The organism is Streptomyces sp. NPDC055099 (assembly GCF_053607685.1).
In genome coordinates, this window is sequence record NZ_JBSGUA010000002.1 from 396,157 (window position 1) to 412,669 (window position 16,513).

General features: G+C 71.5%; 16 protein-coding genes. 8 read left to right on the top strand and 8 right to left on the bottom strand.

Annotated features, from left to right (window positions below):
* Positions 1–108 precede the first annotated feature (108 nt).
* Positions 109–681, top strand: coding sequence for a TetR/AcrR family transcriptional regulator (locus ACWFRU_RS06225; RefSeq protein WP_453684925.1), 573 nt, complete (start codon positions 109–111; stop codon positions 679–681).
* On the opposite strand, the gene ACWFRU_RS06230 is transcribed toward ACWFRU_RS06225, so the two are convergent.
* Positions 647–2,134, bottom strand: coding sequence for an MFS transporter (locus ACWFRU_RS06230; RefSeq protein ID WP_453684926.1), 1,488 nt, complete (start codon positions 2,132–2,134; stop codon positions 647–649). The two genes, ACWFRU_RS06225 and ACWFRU_RS06230, sit on opposite strands and share 35 nt — an antisense overlap.
* Positions 2,135–2,355: 221 nt before the next feature.
* Between ACWFRU_RS06230 and ACWFRU_RS06235 the strand changes: the two genes are divergently transcribed.
* Complete coding sequence (locus ACWFRU_RS06235) at positions 2,356–4,557, top strand: FUSC family protein (RefSeq protein ID WP_453685276.1); 2,202 nt, start codon at positions 2,356–2,358, stop codon at positions 4,555–4,557.
* A 54-nt stretch (positions 4,558–4,611) separates the two neighbouring features.
* Complete coding sequence (locus ACWFRU_RS06240) at positions 4,612–5,676, top strand: phosphotransferase (RefSeq protein ID WP_453684927.1); 1,065 nt, start codon at positions 4,612–4,614, stop codon at positions 5,674–5,676.
* 25 nt (positions 5,677–5,701) lie between these two features.
* Here the strand turns inward: ACWFRU_RS06240 and ACWFRU_RS06245 are convergent, their stop codons facing one another.
* Positions 5,702–6,427 (bottom strand): tyrosine-protein phosphatase, encoded by a 726-nt coding sequence (locus ACWFRU_RS06245; RefSeq protein WP_453684928.1) that lies wholly within the window; start codon positions 6,425–6,427, stop codon positions 5,702–5,704.
* Positions 6,424–7,080 carry a TetR/AcrR family transcriptional regulator gene (locus tag ACWFRU_RS06250; RefSeq protein ID WP_453684929.1) on the bottom strand — a complete coding sequence of 219 codons (657 nt, stop codon included), beginning with the start codon at positions 7,078–7,080 and terminating at the stop codon, positions 6,424–6,426. Before ACWFRU_RS06250 ends, ACWFRU_RS06245 begins: the two co-directional genes overlap by 4 nt.
* A 120-nt stretch (positions 7,081–7,200) precedes the next feature.
* On the opposite strand from ACWFRU_RS06250, the gene ACWFRU_RS06255 reads away from it, so the two are divergent.
* Complete coding sequence (locus tag ACWFRU_RS06255; protein ID WP_453684930.1) at positions 7,201–8,214, top strand: NAD(P)-dependent alcohol dehydrogenase; 1,014 nt, start codon at positions 7,201–7,203, stop codon at positions 8,212–8,214.
* Positions 8,215–8,322: 108 nt separating this feature from the next.
* On the opposite strand, the gene ACWFRU_RS06260 is transcribed toward ACWFRU_RS06255, so the two are convergent.
* The 3 genes from ACWFRU_RS06260 to ACWFRU_RS06270 all read right to left on the bottom strand — a co-directional run bounded on the left by ACWFRU_RS06260 (position 8,323) and on the right by ACWFRU_RS06270 (position 11,648).
* Entirely contained in the window at positions 8,323–9,057 is a 735-nt protein-coding gene (locus ACWFRU_RS06260) for a hypothetical protein (protein WP_453684931.1), read from the bottom strand.
* Positions 9,058–9,170: 113 nt separating this feature from the next.
* Positions 9,171–9,836: a DUF3105 domain-containing protein gene (locus ACWFRU_RS06265; RefSeq protein ID WP_453684932.1), complete on the bottom strand. Its 666-nt coding sequence runs from the start codon at positions 9,834–9,836 to the stop codon at positions 9,171–9,173.
* Positions 9,837–10,535: 699 nt separating this feature from the next.
* Complete coding sequence (locus ACWFRU_RS06270) at positions 10,536–11,648, bottom strand: cation diffusion facilitator family transporter (RefSeq protein WP_453684933.1); 1,113 nt, start codon at positions 11,646–11,648, stop codon at positions 10,536–10,538.
* A gap of 78 nt (positions 11,649–11,726) precedes the next feature.
* On the opposite strand from ACWFRU_RS06270, the gene ACWFRU_RS06275 reads away from it, so the two are divergent.
* Positions 11,727–12,074: an ArsR/SmtB family transcription factor gene (locus ACWFRU_RS06275; protein ID WP_453684934.1), complete on the top strand. Its 348-nt coding sequence runs from the start codon at positions 11,727–11,729 to the stop codon at positions 12,072–12,074.
* A 7-nt stretch (positions 12,075–12,081) separates the two neighbouring features.
* On the opposite strand, the gene ACWFRU_RS06280 is transcribed toward ACWFRU_RS06275, so the two are convergent.
* Entirely contained in the window at positions 12,082–13,488 is a 1,407-nt protein-coding gene (locus ACWFRU_RS06280) for a PepSY-associated TM helix domain-containing protein (RefSeq protein ID WP_453684935.1), read from the bottom strand.
* Positions 13,489–13,880: 392 nt separating this feature from the next.
* Here ACWFRU_RS06280 and ACWFRU_RS06285 point away from each other — a divergent pair, with 392 nt between their 5' ends.
* The 3 genes from ACWFRU_RS06285 (at position 13,881) to ACWFRU_RS06295 (ending at position 15,821) form a co-directional block, all read left to right on the top strand.
* Entirely contained in the window at positions 13,881–14,291 is a 411-nt protein-coding gene (locus ACWFRU_RS06285; RefSeq protein ID WP_453684936.1) for a hypothetical protein, read from the top strand.
* 85 nt (positions 14,292–14,376) lie between these two features.
* The gene (locus tag ACWFRU_RS06290) at positions 14,377–14,667 is read left to right on the top strand and encodes a hypothetical protein (RefSeq protein ID WP_453684937.1); all 291 of its coding nucleotides are present in this window, start codon (positions 14,377–14,379) and stop codon (positions 14,665–14,667) included.
* Positions 14,668–14,930: 263 nt separating this feature from the next.
* On the top strand, positions 14,931–15,821 hold the full coding sequence (locus tag ACWFRU_RS06295) for an SAM-dependent methyltransferase (RefSeq protein ID WP_453684938.1): 891 nt from the start codon (positions 14,931–14,933) through the stop codon (positions 15,819–15,821).
* 64 nt (positions 15,822–15,885) lie between these two features.
* Here ACWFRU_RS06295 and ACWFRU_RS06300 read toward each other — a convergent pair whose 3' ends face one another.
* Positions 15,886–16,335: a hypothetical protein gene (locus tag ACWFRU_RS06300; protein WP_453684939.1), complete on the bottom strand. Its 450-nt coding sequence runs from the start codon at positions 16,333–16,335 to the stop codon at positions 15,886–15,888.
* Positions 16,336–16,513 lie beyond the last annotated feature (178 nt).

Genomic DNA, 16,513 nt, shown 5'->3' on the forward strand with positions numbered 1-16,513 from the left:
CCGGTATGGTGACCCTAAGCGGACAGCTGTCCGTTAGCCTCAAAACTTAACGGACAGTTGTCCGCTTAGCAAGAGTGGCCCGGGCCGCGATTCTCGGGAGGAGGACGAGTGCACAAGAAGGACGCACAACTGCGCTCGGACGCGCAACGGAATCGCGAGCGCATCCTGGAAGTGGCACTGGCCGAGCTGACCCGCTCGGCGGATGCCCCGGTCAGCACGATCGCCAAGAAGGCGTGCGTCGGGCAGGGGACGTTCTACCGCAACTTCCCCAACCGCGAGGCTCTCGTGCTGGAGGTCTACCGCTACGAGGTCCAGCAGGTCGCCGACACCGCCTGTCAGCTCCTGGAGACCCGCCCGCCCGACCAGGCCCTGCGGGAGTGGATGGATCGCCTCGCCCAGTACGCCATGGCCAAGGCGGGCCTCGCCGACGCGATACGCAAGGCCACCAGCACCCTGGGCACCCTGGCCGGAGTGGGCCACGGGCCGGTGACCTCGGCGGTCACACTCCTCCTGAAGGCGAACGAGGAGGCGGGCACCATCCGGCCGGGCGTCACACCCGACGACTTCCTGCTCGCCATCGCGGGCCTCTGGCAGATCGATCCGCACGGCGACTGGCAGGCACGCTCCGGACGCCTCCTCGACCTGGTCATGGACGGACTGCGCGCAGGAGCACCGCGCTGACGCCTGCCCCGGCCAGCAGGATCACGAAGGCGACCGTCAGCGCCGTCGTGTAGCCGTGCACGGAGGCCGCCGTGCGCGTGGCCTCCGCGGTGGACGCCAGGTACGACGCGCCCGCACCGGCCGCGACCGTGTTGAGCAGGGCGGTGCCCAGCGCGGCACCCAGTTGCTGGGAGGCGTTGTAGGCCGCCGCCGCGGCTCCGATGTCGTGCGGGGGCAGGCCCGCGGTGGCCAGGCTCGCGGTGGGCGGCAGGACGCAGCCCAGGCCGAGGCCGGTCAGCACCAGCGCGGGAACCAGGTAGAGGCCGAAGACATCCGTGCTCTGCGCCGTCAGGCGGGTCAGCAGGAACATCCCGGCCGCCGCGGCCAGCAACCCCGGCACGATCAGCGCGGCGGGCCTGACCCGGGCATGGAGCCTCCCGGCGACGAGCGTCGCGCCGGCCAGGGCGGCCAGGGCGTTGATGATCAGCGTCAGGCCCGCCTCGACGGGTGAGTAACCCAGGACCGTCTGCGTGTAGTAGCTCATGAACAGGTAGAAGCCGAACATCGCGACGAACAGCAGGGTGATGGAGGAGAACGCCCCGGCGCGAGCGCGATGGACGAGCACACGCATCGGCAGCAGCGGCCGCGGCGCCCGGACCTCGACGGCGGCGAACGCGGCCAGCAGCAGGACACCGATCGCGAGCAGGACGAGGACCTTGGGCGCACTCCAGCCGAGCGGCTCGGCCTCGTTGAAGGCGTACACGATCGCGGCGAAGCCCGCCGCGCTGAGCAGGGCGCCCGCGACGTCGAGCCGCCCCTCGCCCCGGACCGGCCGGTCCCGCGGCACGAACGTCGCACCGAGCACGGCGAGCAGGGCCACGGGCACGTTGACGTAGAGGCACCAGCGCCAGCCCGCGTACTCGGTGAGGAGGCCTCCGGCGACCAGGCCGACCGCCGATCCCGCGGCGCCCACCGCGGCGAACACCCCGAAGGCACGGCCGCGTTCCCGCGGCTCGGTGAAGGTGATCGTCAGCAGCGAAAGGCCCGCGGGGGCGAGCACCGCGGCGAACACCCCTTGCAGGGCGCGCGCCCCGAAGAGCATCTCGGGGTTCACGGCCGCCCCGCCGAGCGCGGACGCGGCGGCGAAGCCGACGAGCCCGACGAGGAACGTACGCCGGTGGCCCAGCGCGCCGCTGACCCTGCCGCCGATGAGCAGAAGGCCGCCGAAGGCGAGCGCGTACGCGGTGATCGCCCACTGCCGGCTCGCGTCGGACATGCCGAGCGCGCCCTGCGCCGAGGGCAGCGCGATGTTCACGATGGTTCCGTCGAGGACCACGAGAAGCTGGGCCGCGCTCACCGCGAGGAGCGTCCACCGGCGCCGCAGGGCGGGGGTGAGACTGCGGCCCCTCTCGTGGGTTTCGGGGGCGTCCGCGCACGGCTTCGCCCCGGTCAGTTCGTCATCCGCTGGATTCATGACTTCAAGTGTTTCGTTGAAGTCGCCCCGGAGACTTTGCCCCTGTTCCTGTCGGCTGCCCCGGCGTATCACGCTGTGAACCCTCAAGCCCCGGTTGTATCCCGCCGTGACAGAATCTCCGCCTGAACAGCGGCGATGAGGGTGTGAGCACAGTGAGACGGCGGACTAGGACCGGCACATGGGACCGCTTCGTGGCCTCGGACCCGGGGCTCCTGCGGTTGATGGCGGGGCTGCGGACGGTCGGCGCGATCGCGTTCACGCTCGTCGTCCTCGCCCTGCTCGGCACCGACGTCACCCACATGGTCGCGGGCGCCATGACCGCGATGGTCTCCACCTTCGCCATCAAGGAGAAGGAGGTGCGCGGCCAGGCGATCACGCTCGCGCTCGGGCTGCCCGTCGCGATCGCGGCGATCTCCCTGGGTGCGCTGCTGCACGACCAGGTCGTCGCGGGTGACATCTTCTTCATCGCGCTGATCTTCGGCGCCGTCTACAGCCGCCGGTTCGGCGACCGGGGCACCGCCCTCGGTCTGATCGGCTTTCAGGTCTACTTCGTCTCCCTGTTCGTGGGCGCCACGACGTCCGCCCTGCCCAGCCTGTGGCTGGCCCTCGGCGTCGCCTTCGTGTGCAGCGCGATCGTGCGGTTCGCCGTCGTACCGGAGACGCCGGGGCGTGACCTGGGACGGCTGCGCGTCGCCTTCAGGGCGCGGCTCGCACAGCTGGTAGGCACGCAGATCGAGCTTCTCGACGCCACGCCCGAGCAGTTGGAGAAGGTCCTCACCGAACTGCGGCGCGGCACCTCCCGACTGCACGAGACCGCCCTGATGATCCAGGGCCGCCTTGAGGAGGGGACCCCCGACGCGGCCACGGCAACCCTGGTCCAACGCCGCGTGGCGGACGCGGAGATCGCCGCCGAACGCCTCGGCGTACTCCTCCTCAACGCGCGCAGCGCCGAACGCGCGGACACCCTCACCCTGCACCTGCCGCACGCCCCCGTACCGGCGACCGGGACGCGCATCCGTGCCGAGGACGACGCCACGGTCACCCTGCGCCGGGACCTGAACGCGCTGCACCTGCTGGTCGGCCGCCCGATCGCCGACGACCGGGGCACGGCCCTGGCCCACGTACGCAACCGGCTGCTCGGCTACCGCGACGAGGACAATCTGCCGCGGGCCTCGATGGCCGTCCAGGACGTCTTCCGCGGCATCGGTGAGGCGGCCCGAGCCGTCCTCGGCCTGCGCATCGCCCTCGACGGCCCCCAGGACGAGTCCGACGACTCACCGGCGACGACCCGCTCCCGCGAGGAGTTCGACGCCGAGGACATCGCGATCGCCGGCGCCGAGGAGACCGCCGAACCCGAGGAGGACGACCGCACCGGGCTGCGGCGCCCCACCACCCGGGCCGCCTTCCAGGTCGCGGTGGGCTCGACCCTGGCCATCATCGGCGGCGAGTTCCTCTCCACCCAGCGCTGGTACTGGGCGGTGCTCACCTGCTGGGTGGTCTTCCTCAACACCGCGTCCACGGGCGAGATCCTGGTCAAGGGCTACCGGCGTCTGCTGGGCACGGTGCTCGGGGTGGTCGCCGGTGTGGCGCTCGCGGGTCTGGTCGGCAACCACACCTGGGTCGCGTTCGCTCTGGTTCTGCTCTTCATCTTCGCGATGTTCTTCACCGCTCCCCTGTCGTACGCGCTCATGTCCTTCTTCGTCACGGCGATGCTGGGCCTGCTCTACACGCTGTTGAACACCTACAGCCTCGCCGTGCTCTGGCTGCGTATCGAGGAGACGGCGCTCGGCGCCGCCTGCGGCATCATCGCGGCGGTCCTCGTCCTGCCGGTGCACACCGACCGCCGCACCGACGACCTCCTGAACACGGTTTTGACCCGCCTCGCCGACGTCATCTCCGCCTCGGTCGAACAGCTCAGCGGCGGTCCGGCGGCCGATCTCCTGGACAAGGCGCGGGACCTGGACACCGCGCTCGACGATCTGCGCGCCTCCATCCAGCCGCTGACCCACCCGATCACCCCGCTGCGCGGCCGCCGCAGGACCGCCCGCTATCTGGTGGCGCTCCTGGAGACCTGCGCCTATCACGCCCGTTCCCTGGCGGCGACGGCCGAGCTCGTGCCGTACAGCAAGAACGTCGCGGCCGACCCGCGGCTCGAACGGGCCGGACTGCGCATCGCCCGCAACATCGAGGTCATCGCCGCGTACGTGGAGGACGACAAGGCCACCGGCGAGGTCGAGTCGGGCGCCAGCATCGCCTCGATGCTGGAGGCCGAAGGCTCCGGCGCCCCGCGCTCGGGCACCGTCACCTACCGCGTGCTGCGCCATCTGCAACGCCTGGACGAGGGTGTGGTGGGTCTCGCGCGGCCGCTGGATGTGCCGGTCGCCGGGCGGGGCACCTCGGCGGGCAAGGCCTCGCGGGTCTGACCCGGCGCCCCGTCAGGAGGCCGTGCGACTTGCGGCTCATGCCAGGATGAGCCAATGATCGGAAAGTCCGGCGTCAGCAGCGGGGACCTGATCCGGCACGTCCGGCACGCCTATGGGCTGCACGTCGTCGACGTCGCTCCGACGGCCTCCGGTGCGGACGCCGAAGCTGACACTTACCGCCTCGCCGCGCACGACGGCACGTACTTCCTGAAGCTTCGGCATGGAGCCGCGGACGACACGACGGCGCCGCTGCAGAGCTTTCTGGCCGAAGCCGTTACCGCCGTTGCCGCCGTTGCCGCCGAGGCCAGAACCGGTTTCGAGACCGCCCGCGTGGTCGCGCCGGTGCCCGACCGCCACGGCCGGCTCTCGACGGTCCTCGACGGGTACGCCGCTGTCCTCTACCCCTTCGTGGTAGGGCGCAGTGGCTTCGACGCACCCCTGACACGTGACCAGTGGACGGCGCTGGGGATTTCCGTGCGGGCTCTGCACCGGATCGACCTGCCACCCACCCTGCGCTCGGCGGTCCGGGTGGAGACGTACGGCCCGAAATGGCGTGACAAGGTGCGCGGTCATCTCGCCACCGACACACCACCGGAGCGTCTGCCCGACGCCCCGGCAAGGGAGTTGGCCGCCCTCCTCAAGGCCCGTCGGCAGCAGCTGATCACCCTCGTCGAGAGGGCCGAGCAGTTGGCGGCGGAGCTGCGCGGGAAGGAGGGCGAACTGGTGCTCTGCCATGGTGATCTGCACGCCGGGAACGTCATGGTCACCGACGACGGTGCGCTCGTGGTGGTCGACTGGGATGATCCCGTGATGGCGCCGCGGGAGCGTGACCTGATGTTCGTCGGCGGTGGCGTGGGCGGCGTCTGGAACGATGCCGCCGAGTGCGCCGCCTTCTACCGGGGTTACGGCACGCAAGAGATCGACGCACGGACGCTCGCGTACTACCGGTGTGAGCGCATCGTCCAGGACGTCGCCGAGTACTGCGATCAGTTGCTCGTCGGCACGCCGCGCGAAGGGGACGACGAGCGCGAGCTGGGCCTGCGGCACTTCGCGGACCAGTTCCGGCCGGACAATGTGGTCGACATCGCCGAGCGGACGTACGCGGCACTCCGGGGCTGAGCCGCCGCGCCGTCTCAGCGGTGGTTCAGTTCAGCAGCCGCGTACGCAGGCGGTCGATCAGGGCGTCGTCGACGCCGAGGTGCTTGACCGCGTAATCGCGTACCGAGCCATGGGTGGTGGTGAGGTCGGCGAGGAAGAGGCGCATGATCTCTTCGGGGGCCCGCCCGTACCCGGGCCAGTTCAGGGGCCGGTCCGGGTGGCCCGCCTTCCAGTCCGCGATCAGCCGGTCCGTGGCCAGTTCGGTGAGGGCGAAGTCCGCGGCGATGACATCCTCTTCGACGCCGAGCAGTGCGAGGACGAGCGCCGCGAGGAGACCGGTGCGGTCCTTGCCCGACGCGCAGTGGAAGACCTGCGGGGCGTCGCCCTCAACAATGACCTCCAGAGCCTGGCGGAGTTCCTCGGCGCCGTCGAGGGCGACCTCCGCGTACCGGTCGGCAAGATAGCGCCAGGGGTCGAGTGCGGGGTCGATCTCCGCCTGGTCGTACGGGCGGTGCTCCACGCTGAGGTTGACGTAGGTGAGCCCCTCCGCCTCGGGAACCCGCCCTTTGGCCTCGATCTCCCACGGGTAGCGCAGGTCGATCACGGTGCGGACGCCCAGCGAGAGGAAGAGGTCCCAGTCGGCGCCCCGCAGCTTGGCCAGCGAGTCGGAGCGGTACAGACGACCCCAGCGCAGGGTTCGCCCGTCAGCGGTCCGATAACCGCCCAGATCCCGGAAGTTGTGCAGGTGCTCGAAGTCTATGTGTCGTCTCACCTGCGGGAGCCTACGTCGTTGAGTTCCAGGGGAACCGGCGCCGGAAGGGGCTCGGCGGGGGCGGCGCGATCGGCGCGGAAGGAGTCGAGGAGGTAGGCGACGAACCGCCGGGAGGCGGCCAGGGCCGCCTCGGTGGAGTCCGCGGTGATGCCGCTGTTGGCCATGAGGATGAGCGGGAGGTCGGCCGGGTCGAAGTCGGCACGCAGTCGGCCGGCGGCCTTCGCACGGCGCACTAGCTGCTCGAAGCCACGCTCGGCGCGCCGGCGTTCCCGTTCGAAGTCCATGGCGTCCGGGAACGCCGTCATGAACGCCGTGCTGAATCCACGGTCGACCACGTGCATGGCGCACACCTTCTCGATGACCGTACGGAATCCGTGCCAGGGGTCGGGGGCCGCCAGGGCGACTTCGACGACGCCCACGCACGCTTCGAGCTGGTCCGCGAAGACCTCCGTGACCAGGGAATCCCGTGTGGGAAAGCGGCGGTAGAGCGTGGCGACGCCGACCCCGGCCCGGCGGGCGATGGCGGCGATCGGCACGTCGAGGCCGCGCGCGGCGAACAGTTCGCGGGCGGCTTCGAGGACGCGCCGCCGATTGTCGAGCGCGTCCGCGCGCAGCCCCGCCCCCGGCCGCATCCGAGACGCATCAGCAGGCATGTTTCTCACATTAGCTCAAGTGGACGACCCTCTCCGTTTAGCGGGTTAGCGTCGCTGCCAGTGACATCCGCAGGGACATCCGGCGGCCTGGGACAGGGCCACGACGGGGACAGGAAGACGATGAGTGACATGCGCGCGGCTCTGTACGACAGGTACGGCTCTCCGGACGTGCTGTACGAAGGGATGGTGCCGAAGCCGGTCGTGGGCCCCGGTGAGGTGTTGGTCCGCGTCCATGCCGCCAGCGTGAACGGCGGCGAGCTGACGGGCCGGGCGGGGAAGATACGGCTGGTGACGGAGCTCGTCGGGCGAGGTTTTCCCAAGCGCACGGGGATCGACTTCGCCGGTGAGGTGGCGGCCCTGGGGTCCCCCAAGACCGTGGGTTCTCCCCCGCCCGCTCTCGCCCCGGGCGACCGGGTGTGGGGAGCCCTGGCCCGGTCCCAAGGCTTCGGCTCCGCCGCGGAGTTCGTGGTCGTGCGGCCACGGCAGCTGGCCCTCGCACCGGCCGGCCTCGACCTGGTCCAGGCCGCGGCCCTGCCCGGCGTCGGCACGACGGTGATCACGGCGCTGCGGGACAAGGCCCGTGTGACGGCGGGCGAACGGCTGCTGGTGCGCGGCGCGAGCGGCGGCGTCGGAAGCACGGCCGTCCAGTTGGGGCGCGCGTACGGCGCCCATGTCACGGCGCTCGCGGGCGCCGGAAAGCTCGACTTCGTACGGGACCTCGGAGCCGACGACGCGTACGACTACGCCACCACAGCCGCGGCCGACCTCGGCCCCTTCGATGTCGTGCTCGACACGGTCGGCACGGAGCTCGGCGCGTACCGCCGACTGCTGGCACCGGGAGGGCGCATGGTGTCGGTCACCTTCGACGCGAGCCGCATGGCGGCATCGCTCTCGTACATCATCGGGTCCGCGGTCTTCGGCCCGCGACGCGTACGGTTCTTCAGCGGCAACCCCGGACATCAACTCCTCGCGGAACTCGCCCGGTTGACCGAGAGCGGGGCGATCCGGCCCGTCGTGGACACGGTGTACCCGCTGGCTGACATCGCCGGGGCGCACCGCGCGCTGGAAGCGGGCGGGATCCGCGGCAAACTCGTGGTCGACGTCAGGGCTTCGCAGGCGGCGCACTCAGGCTGAGGCTTCCTGGCGTGGGCAGGTTCGCTGGCGGAGATGCCGCCGGCTTCCGCACACGCGCGGGGCGTGACCACCTCGCGATGATCGCGTTTTCGCCGACGCGGTCATCGGTCAGCGATACACCTCGGCAGAGTGGGAACGGCCCACGTCGCGGGCGATTTCCAGTCCGAGTACGCGGTCGAGGTGGGCGAACGTCTCGAACTTGGCGCCGCCCGGGACATCGGCGGCGGTCTCCAGGGCGCCGAGGAGCCTCAGGACGGCCGGGGTGTCGAGACCGTTCTCCAGAGAGGCGCGGGCCCTCTTCACCAGGTCGGCCGGCATCGCCTTCGACGGCTCCTCCGCCCACGCGGCCACGCGTGCACGCCAGTGGGCCAGCTTCTCGCCCGCGGCGTCGAGGGCCTGCTTCGATACGTCGACGGGCTCGTGGTGCGGGCGGCCGAGCAGGAGCAGCCGCAGGGCCAGGGTGTCCCGGCCCGGCTGCTGGTCCTCGTCCGCCGCGCCTGCGGCCGTCATGGCTTCGCCGACGTGGAGCGAGAGACCGTCGGCGCCTTCGTACGTGCGGCTGGTGAGGTGCACGGTCGGCGGGCCACCGAGAGCTTCGGCCAGCTCGTCGACGGTGCCGTGGGCGTCGGCCGGACGGATACCGGCGGCGTCGGCCGCCGCTGCCGGCGGGCAGGTCCACCCGACCAGGACAGTGCGGCCGCGCAACTCGGCGACGCGGGCCAGCACGTCCGCGACGAGGAGCACGCGCAGACCGGCCGGGTCGTCCGGGTCGTCGCCCGACCGCGCGTGGGCGCACATCCGCAGCGGTCCGAACCCGGCCAGATCATCGACGATGCTCAGCACACCTCAGAGACTAGGCGCAGGGCTGCGCGAAGGCACCCGGCGGGAGTCGCCGGGCGGGAGTCACCGTGGAGGCCGTAGCTCTCCGCCCGGCCACTCCCGCCCGGACGCCCCCCTTACGCCGGTCCGACCCCGCCCGTGCAGGCCGCGCCGGGCTCGGGGGTCTGCTCACCCTGGACGTACTTGTCCAGGAACTGCTCCACCCGCGCGTCGGATGCCTTGTCCACGGTGAGCTGACGGCCCCACGCCGTGAGCGTGAGGGCGCCCTTCTGCTCCTCGACCGGGCTCATCAGCGTGTAGGGCGTCGTGCTGACCTTCTGACTCAGCGTCTTGATGTCTCGGGGCGCCGCCTTGTCGCTGTACGTGATCCAGACAGCGCCGTGCTCCAGCGAGTGGACGGCGTTCTCCTCGCCCAGCGGCTTGTCGTACACGTCTCCCTGGCAGTTGGCCCATGCCTGGCTGTGATCGCCGCCCGCGGGCGGGGTCATCGGGTAGTCGACCTTCTTCTCGACGTGGTTGCGCCCGAGCTTCTTCGCGTCCCACGTTTTCTCTCCCTTGACGGGGGCCTGCGCGACGGCTTCTTCCTTGTCCTTCCTCTCCGAGGCGTCGAGCAGGACGTACGAGCCGAATCCGGCGAGCCCGGCCAGCACGGCGACGCCCGCGGTGATGGCGATGACACGGTTGCGGCGGTCTCGCGCCAGCTCAGCGCGGCGCAGCTCCTGTATGCGGGCCTTGCGTGCGGCGGTGGTCGCGGGCTTCTTGCCTGTCTTGGAGGTGCCCATGTCCGGCTATGTCCTTGTCCCCGCCATGCCCGCCCGGGGCACGGCAGTGGTGATGGTGTGAGGTGATCGGCACTGGCGCGCCGGAGCCGGGTCCGATGCCGGACGGGGTCCGCGGCGCTTGTTTCGGCCTAGGTCCTCTGCACCTGAAGGACGTGGAGATCCGGGGCATGACGGTGAACAGGCGCTTGCGGGGCGGGATGTGCGCCGACCTGAGCCGCGGGCAGCCCGGCCTCCCCCAGCGTCGTCGGCACCGATGGTTCGGGGGCAGGAAGCGTGATCCTTGCGGTGTGCGTGACGGAAGCGCACCGCTCGCCGGGCGGGCAACTGTGACCGACGGAGGAGTCATCGGTGGCGGGGGCGGGGCTCCCGCCCGTGGCTGTGAAATCGGCGGAGAGGGCGACCACGTCACGGTCGAGCGCCTCGTCGTGATGCGCGGCAGAAGAGAAGCACACGCACAGGACGGCCAGCAGGGTCACCAGGCCGATCACTGACACGACGCAACGCGCGGCGTTTTGCCGCCCCTCGCGCACCATGCCCCTCAGCCCTGACGCCATGGGCGCAGATAGTAGCCGCTGCGGGACCGGTACCGGGGCGCAGGGCGGGAGCGGCGCTCACCTTCGGCCCCGCATGACTTCAGCCCCGCATGCGGCCGGACACACCAAGTGGGCAACGGACGACGCCGCGCACCAACCACCCGCCTCACCCCACGTGATGCGCGAGTGCCGTATGCGGATCCGACCCCCCGGGCTCCACCGCCGGGTCCGCGTGGACCAGCGCCGCGGTCAGTCTCGGCACCGCGTGCAGCAAGGCGTGCTCCGCGTCGACCGCCACCTCGTGCGCCTCCCGCACCGACAGTTCGCCGTCCACCACGACCGCCACCTCCGCGCGCAGCCTGTGGCCGATCCAGCGCAGGCGGAGTTCACCCACGCCACGCACGCCGGGGACCGTCAGGAGCGCCTCCTCCGCCGCGTCGACCAGGGCCGGGTCCACGGCGTCCATCACCCGGCGGAACACCTCGCGCGCCGCGTCCCGCAGGACCAGCAGGATCGCCGCGGTGATCAGCAGGCCCACGATCGGGTCGGCGAGCCGCCAACCCAGAGCGGCGCCGCCCGCGCTCAAGAGGACCGCCAGCGAGGTGAATCCGTCCGTCCGGGCATGCAGACCGTCGGCCACCAAAGCCGCCGAGCCGATGTCGCGGCCGACGCGGATGCGGTAGCGGGCGACCCATTCATTGCCGATGAAACCGATGACGGCAGCCGCGGCCACCACCCAAAGGTGTTCCAGGGTGCGGGGGTTGAGCAGCCGGTCCACCGCCGCCCAGGCCGCGAAGGCCGCCGACGCGGCGATCGTCAGGAGGATGACGATGCCCGCGAGATCCTCCGCGCGCCCGTACCCGTAGGTGAAGCGGCGGGTGGCGGCCCGGCGGCCCAGGACGAAGGCGATGCCGAGCGGGATCGCGGTCAGCGCGTCCGCCGCGTTGTGCACGGTGTCGCCGAGGAGCGCGACCGAACCGGTGAGCACGACGATCACCGCCTGGACCGCGGCCGTCACACCCAGCACCGCCAGGGAGATCCACAGCGCGCGCATGCCGCGCGCGGACGATTCCAGCGCCGTGTCGACCTTGTCGGCGGCCTCGTGCGAGTGCGGCTTCAACAGGTGGTTGAGCCTGTGCCGCCACCGCGCCGCCCGGTCCGACCCGCCGTGGCCGTCGCCGTCACCGTGGCCATGCCCGTGGCGGTGCTCGTCGGGGTGCTCGTGCGAAGTGTGAAGATGTCCGTGCTGGCGATGAACGTGTCCGTGCTGCTCACTCACGTATACGGCCTTCCGACGCGGGACGGGGAGTGGACACCGCGAGGCGCCCGAGCCCATTATGTGCGTATGAGCGCACGCATGCACCTATCACCTGCGCACGATGCGCACCCGCAAGATCCGGGCGCCGAGCACTACACCCACGCAGCCCAGGTCCTGGGCCTCCTGGCGGACCGCACCCGCCTCGCCCTGCTGCACACCCTCGGCAAGGGCGAGGCGGACGTCACGACGCTGACCGCCGCATGCGGCGCGGCTCGCCCGGCGGTCAGCCAGCACCTGGCCCGACTGCGCCTCGCCGGACTCGTGTCCGTACGGAAGGAAGGGCGCCGCATGGTCTACGGCCCTCCCGACGGGCACCTGCGCCGCGTGGTCGACGAGGTCCTGAACCTCGCCGACCACCACCTCAGCGGTGCGGCCACGCACGACTGAGCCGGGCTCAGGCGTAGTTGCGCCTGCCGCGCCGGTAGGCGATCTCCCCCACCACGATGTCCAGGGCGAGGAACGCCGCCAGCGGGATGCCGAGCAGCGGCACGAAGTAGCCGAGCACGGCGATCGCCGCCATCAGCGGGACCAGGACGTACGCCGGAACGTTCTGCCACGCCCCGCGCGGCAGCGGACGCCCGAACGAACTGCCGCGCCCGCGTTGCCACCACATGCGGTACCCCCACACGATCATCAGGATCAGGCAGAGGGCGAGAGCGACGAGGGCGATCTGGTTGGCGAGCCCGAAGAGCGTGCCGGTGTGCGCGTCGATGCCCCAGCGGGTCAGTTTGGCGAGCACGGGGTAGTCGGCGAACCGCAGCACTTCGGTCACCTCACCGGTCGCGGGATCGACCGCGACGGAGTCCTGCTTCTCGGGCCAGCTGCGCTGGATCTGCCGGACGACATACGCGGACGACTCATCGGCGGGCGGTACGACCTCCACCGGGTTGGAGAGCCCCTCGGCACGGGCCGCCTTCAGGACGGCATCGAGCCCCACCCCGTCGGCGGCGCCTCCCGAGCCCGGTCCGCCGTGCCCGGCGTGCTCCCCGCCGCCCCCGGCGGTCGCCGCCAGCGCCGGTGTCGTCTGCCCGATGGCCTCACGCAGGTCGCTGACGCTCTCACCCGCGTACGCCGACCAGGTCAGCCCCGTCGCCGACAGGAAGATCAGCCCGCCGGCGGCCCACACGCCCACCGAGCCGTGCAGCGAGAGCGTGCGGCGACGGCCGGTGGCACCGCGCAGCTTGCGCTGGGAGCGGCGGCGCGCGAACCACAGCACCAGGCCGCCGCCCGCGATGACCCACAGCCAACTGGCGGCGAGTTCGCTGTAGAGCCGGCCGGTCTCACCCAGGTGCAGATCGCGGTGGAGTTCGTCGATCCAGGTGCGCAGCGGCAGTGCGCCGGTGGAGCCGTACTGCTCCAGGGCGCCCCGCACCTCACCGGTGTACGGGTTCACGAACACGGCGAGGGTGTGATCGGCGTCCACGCCCGGGGTTCCGGCCAGCAGGACACGGGTGGTGGCGCCGTCCTCGGGCGAGGGCCGCACCGCGCTGACCGTGCCCTCGGGGTGCGCCTTGCGGGCGGCGGCCACCTGCTTCGAGATCGGCAGCTCGGTCTTGTTCTCGCCCACGGGGACGCGCAGTTCGTGGGAGTACACGATCTTCTCGGCCTGGTACGAGCAGGCGTACAGGAGTCCCGTGGTGGCGGCGACGAGCAGGAAGGGCGCGATGAGCACTCCGGCGTAGAAGTGCAGTCGCAGCACGAGCGGACGCAGTGACGCCCATCCAGACCGTCCTGCGGAGGGCGGCGCCCCCTGGGTCTCCTGCCCGTCGTCCGGGGCGAGGAGTGTGGGTTCGGCGGACATGAGCTGCTCTCCTGGCTGAAGGTGGCGCGATTCGGCCGTAGTGGGCCGGTGCAGGAGTCGGTCGCCGGGGCGGATGAGTTCCCGACGATGCGCGGGAGTTGTGTGATGCGCGCCACACCCTCGCGGGGAGGGGATGGCGCGGGGACCTGAGACCGGTGGGCCACCATGGGCCGCCACTGCGTGCGTCGCGATGGGCGTAGGTCGCGACTGCGTGCGTCGCGGCTGGCCCGTGCGTCGCGGCTGGCGTGCGTCGCGATTGGCCGGCACCACGATTGGCCGGCGCCGCGCCCTTCACCGACGGCAAGGGCGGGACTAGCGTCGAGAGTCCGGGCGTCCTCAGGACCGGATCCCCCGGGGCCGGGGCTCCCTCGACACTGCCCGTTGGAGACACGATGCTCCAGACACGCGAGTTGTTCGACAGCCTTGCCACTCGTGCCGACCACCTCGACAACCAGACCCTGGCCACCACCGTGGACGCCCTCTCGGCGTGCGAACTGGCCGTCACCGCCTGCGCGGTCGGCATGCTCGCCGAGAAGGAGGCCGACGAACTGCGGGCCGCCATCAACCGCGACCTGAACTGCGCCGACGTGGCCTCCGCCACGCGGCTTGTCCTGACGCGCGGCACGGATGCCCATCCCGCGCTCCTCGTGGCCCAGTTGGCGGCGTGCGCGATCGCCTGCGAACAGAGCCACGAGCTGTGCTCCCAGCACGCCCCGCGGCACGAGCACTGCCGTCTCTGCTCCGAGGCCACCGACAGCGCGGCGTCCGCGTGCCACGAGGCCCTGCGGAGCCTGCGCGCCTGACCCGCTCTGCCAGCTGGACCCGCGGGCGGGTCCGGGCACACGGGCGCGGTTCGCCCCGCGGTACGGAATCCGGCAAACTGCCCGGATGGACTATGAGTTCTGGAACGACATCCACACCCGCGGCGGCATCCCCGCCGTCAAAGGCGCCCTGGAGGAGCTGGCCGAGCGCGGCTCCGCCGAGGACGTGGACGCAGCGATGGAGCTGGCTTGCCAGGTCATCGCCGACGACACCGCCCGCCTCCAGGCCCGCGCGGATCAGGCCGAGGCTAGACTGCGGATGCTGACTGACGAGGCACGCGAGGTGGAACGACAGGTCGACGCGCACGCCGCGGCCGAGGGCTCCGCCGAGCCGTCGGGACGCACGGAACGTGACTGACCGCCGCCGGGCACCGGCTGGCCCAGGCTGAGCCAGAGCCGGTCGGCGCCCGGCGGCGCATGCGTGGCGCTTGGCGTATGAGGCTTGCATATGGCGCTTTCGGGGCTCCAACGTGAGCCCGGCCGGTGCTAGCGTCCCAGCGCCCGGCGCGTACCTCGTATCACGCTCCCCCCTCGTATCACGCCCCTCGAACCCCTCCCCCGTACGCGCTATCGCGGGCGCACTTCCTTGACCGACCACACCGTCGCTGAAAGGGATGCACCATGACCGTGGAAGACCTCGGCGCAAGCGGTTCGACGGCCCCCACTCCCGAAGAAGTCGGGGCGATGTACGACCAGTTCGGCGACATGCTCGCCATGACGCTCGGTTCGACCGCCCTGCACATCGGCATGTACGCGCCGCACGGGGCGCACCCGCCCGTCACCACCCTGGCCGCGATGGCCGACCTCGCCCAGGACCGGCAGACCGAATTCCTCGTCGACACCATCGACTTGGCACCCCACGAGCACCTTCTCGACATCGGCTGCGGCACCGGAGGCCCAGCCGTCCGCCTGGCCGAACGGACCGGCGCCCGCGTCACCGGGATCAACGTCAGCAAGAGCCAGCTCGCCCGCTGTCAGGAGCACCTCACCGCGCGGGGAGCAGCCGAAGGCCTCGCGGACCGGGTGGACTTCGTCCACGGCAACGCCATGCAACTGGACTTCGCCGACGGGGCCTTCGACGCCGCGTGGTCCATCGACTGCATCCCCCACCTCTCGGACCGCCCCGCGGGGCTGCGGGAAGCCCTGCGCGTGCTGCGTCCGGGCGGGCGATTCCTGTTCACGGAGTTCGCCCTGCGCGGCAGCCCCACCGCGGAGCAGGTGGCGGCCTTCACCCAGATGTGGTCCTGTCCCCCGCTCTCCCCCTTCGCCACCCTCGTCGACGAGGTCCAACAGGCCGGCTTCCGCGTGGAGTCCATACGGGACATGACCGCGAACGCGGCGCTGTGCGGCGAGCTCATGTGCGTGCTCTACGAGGACCGGCGTGGCGAGATCGAGGAGCGGTTCGGCAAGGAGTCCCTGGCCCACACCGATCCGCTCATGGCCCCCTACCGCTCCTTCTGCCGCGACCACATGGACTATTACCTGCTGGTCGTGCGCGCGCCCGGGGCCTGACGCGCGCGGTCGCGCCCGGTGGCACCTGATCCGCCGGCCCGCGCCGGGCCGGCGGATCCGCGCGTCACCTCACGGTCACCGTGACGACGGTCGAGACGGTGGCGCCGCTCGCCACGCGCAGTTCGTTCTTGCCCTTGAGGCCGAGCTTGACGCGCAGGCCGTAGCTCCCGGACGCGTTGGTGACCGTGGTGGCGGGAAGGGCCTTCCACGCCCCGTGCTGCTTCTGCTGCAGGGTCACCTTGCTGCCGGCCTTCAGCCCGGTGGCCTTGCCCGTGATGCGCAGCTCCTGCCACGCGCGGACGTGGGAGACGGACGCCTTCGCCGTCAGTGTGGCCGCGACGGGCTTGGCCGCGGCAGGCCCGCCCGGCACGGGCTCGGCCGCCGCGGGCTGTGCCGGCCGGAGCTCCGGGTCGGCCCCCGCGGCGAGCGCGGCGGTGGCGGGAATCAGCAGGACCGACCCGACGAGTGCGGAGACGGCGGTGGTACGCAGAAGGCTGCGACGGTTGTTTCGCATGGCGGCAGTGATCCCCTTGGGTGTCGGTCGGTACGCGTTCCTCGTCGTGCGACGAGTCGCACAATGAGGAACATAAACGTATGCACCCGACATTGCGATCACCCGGAGAGCGCGTAACAGAATCCGGCAAAATCGGTCACAGTGCCGCAACTGCCCGCTCGGCCCCTCGCGTTGCCTC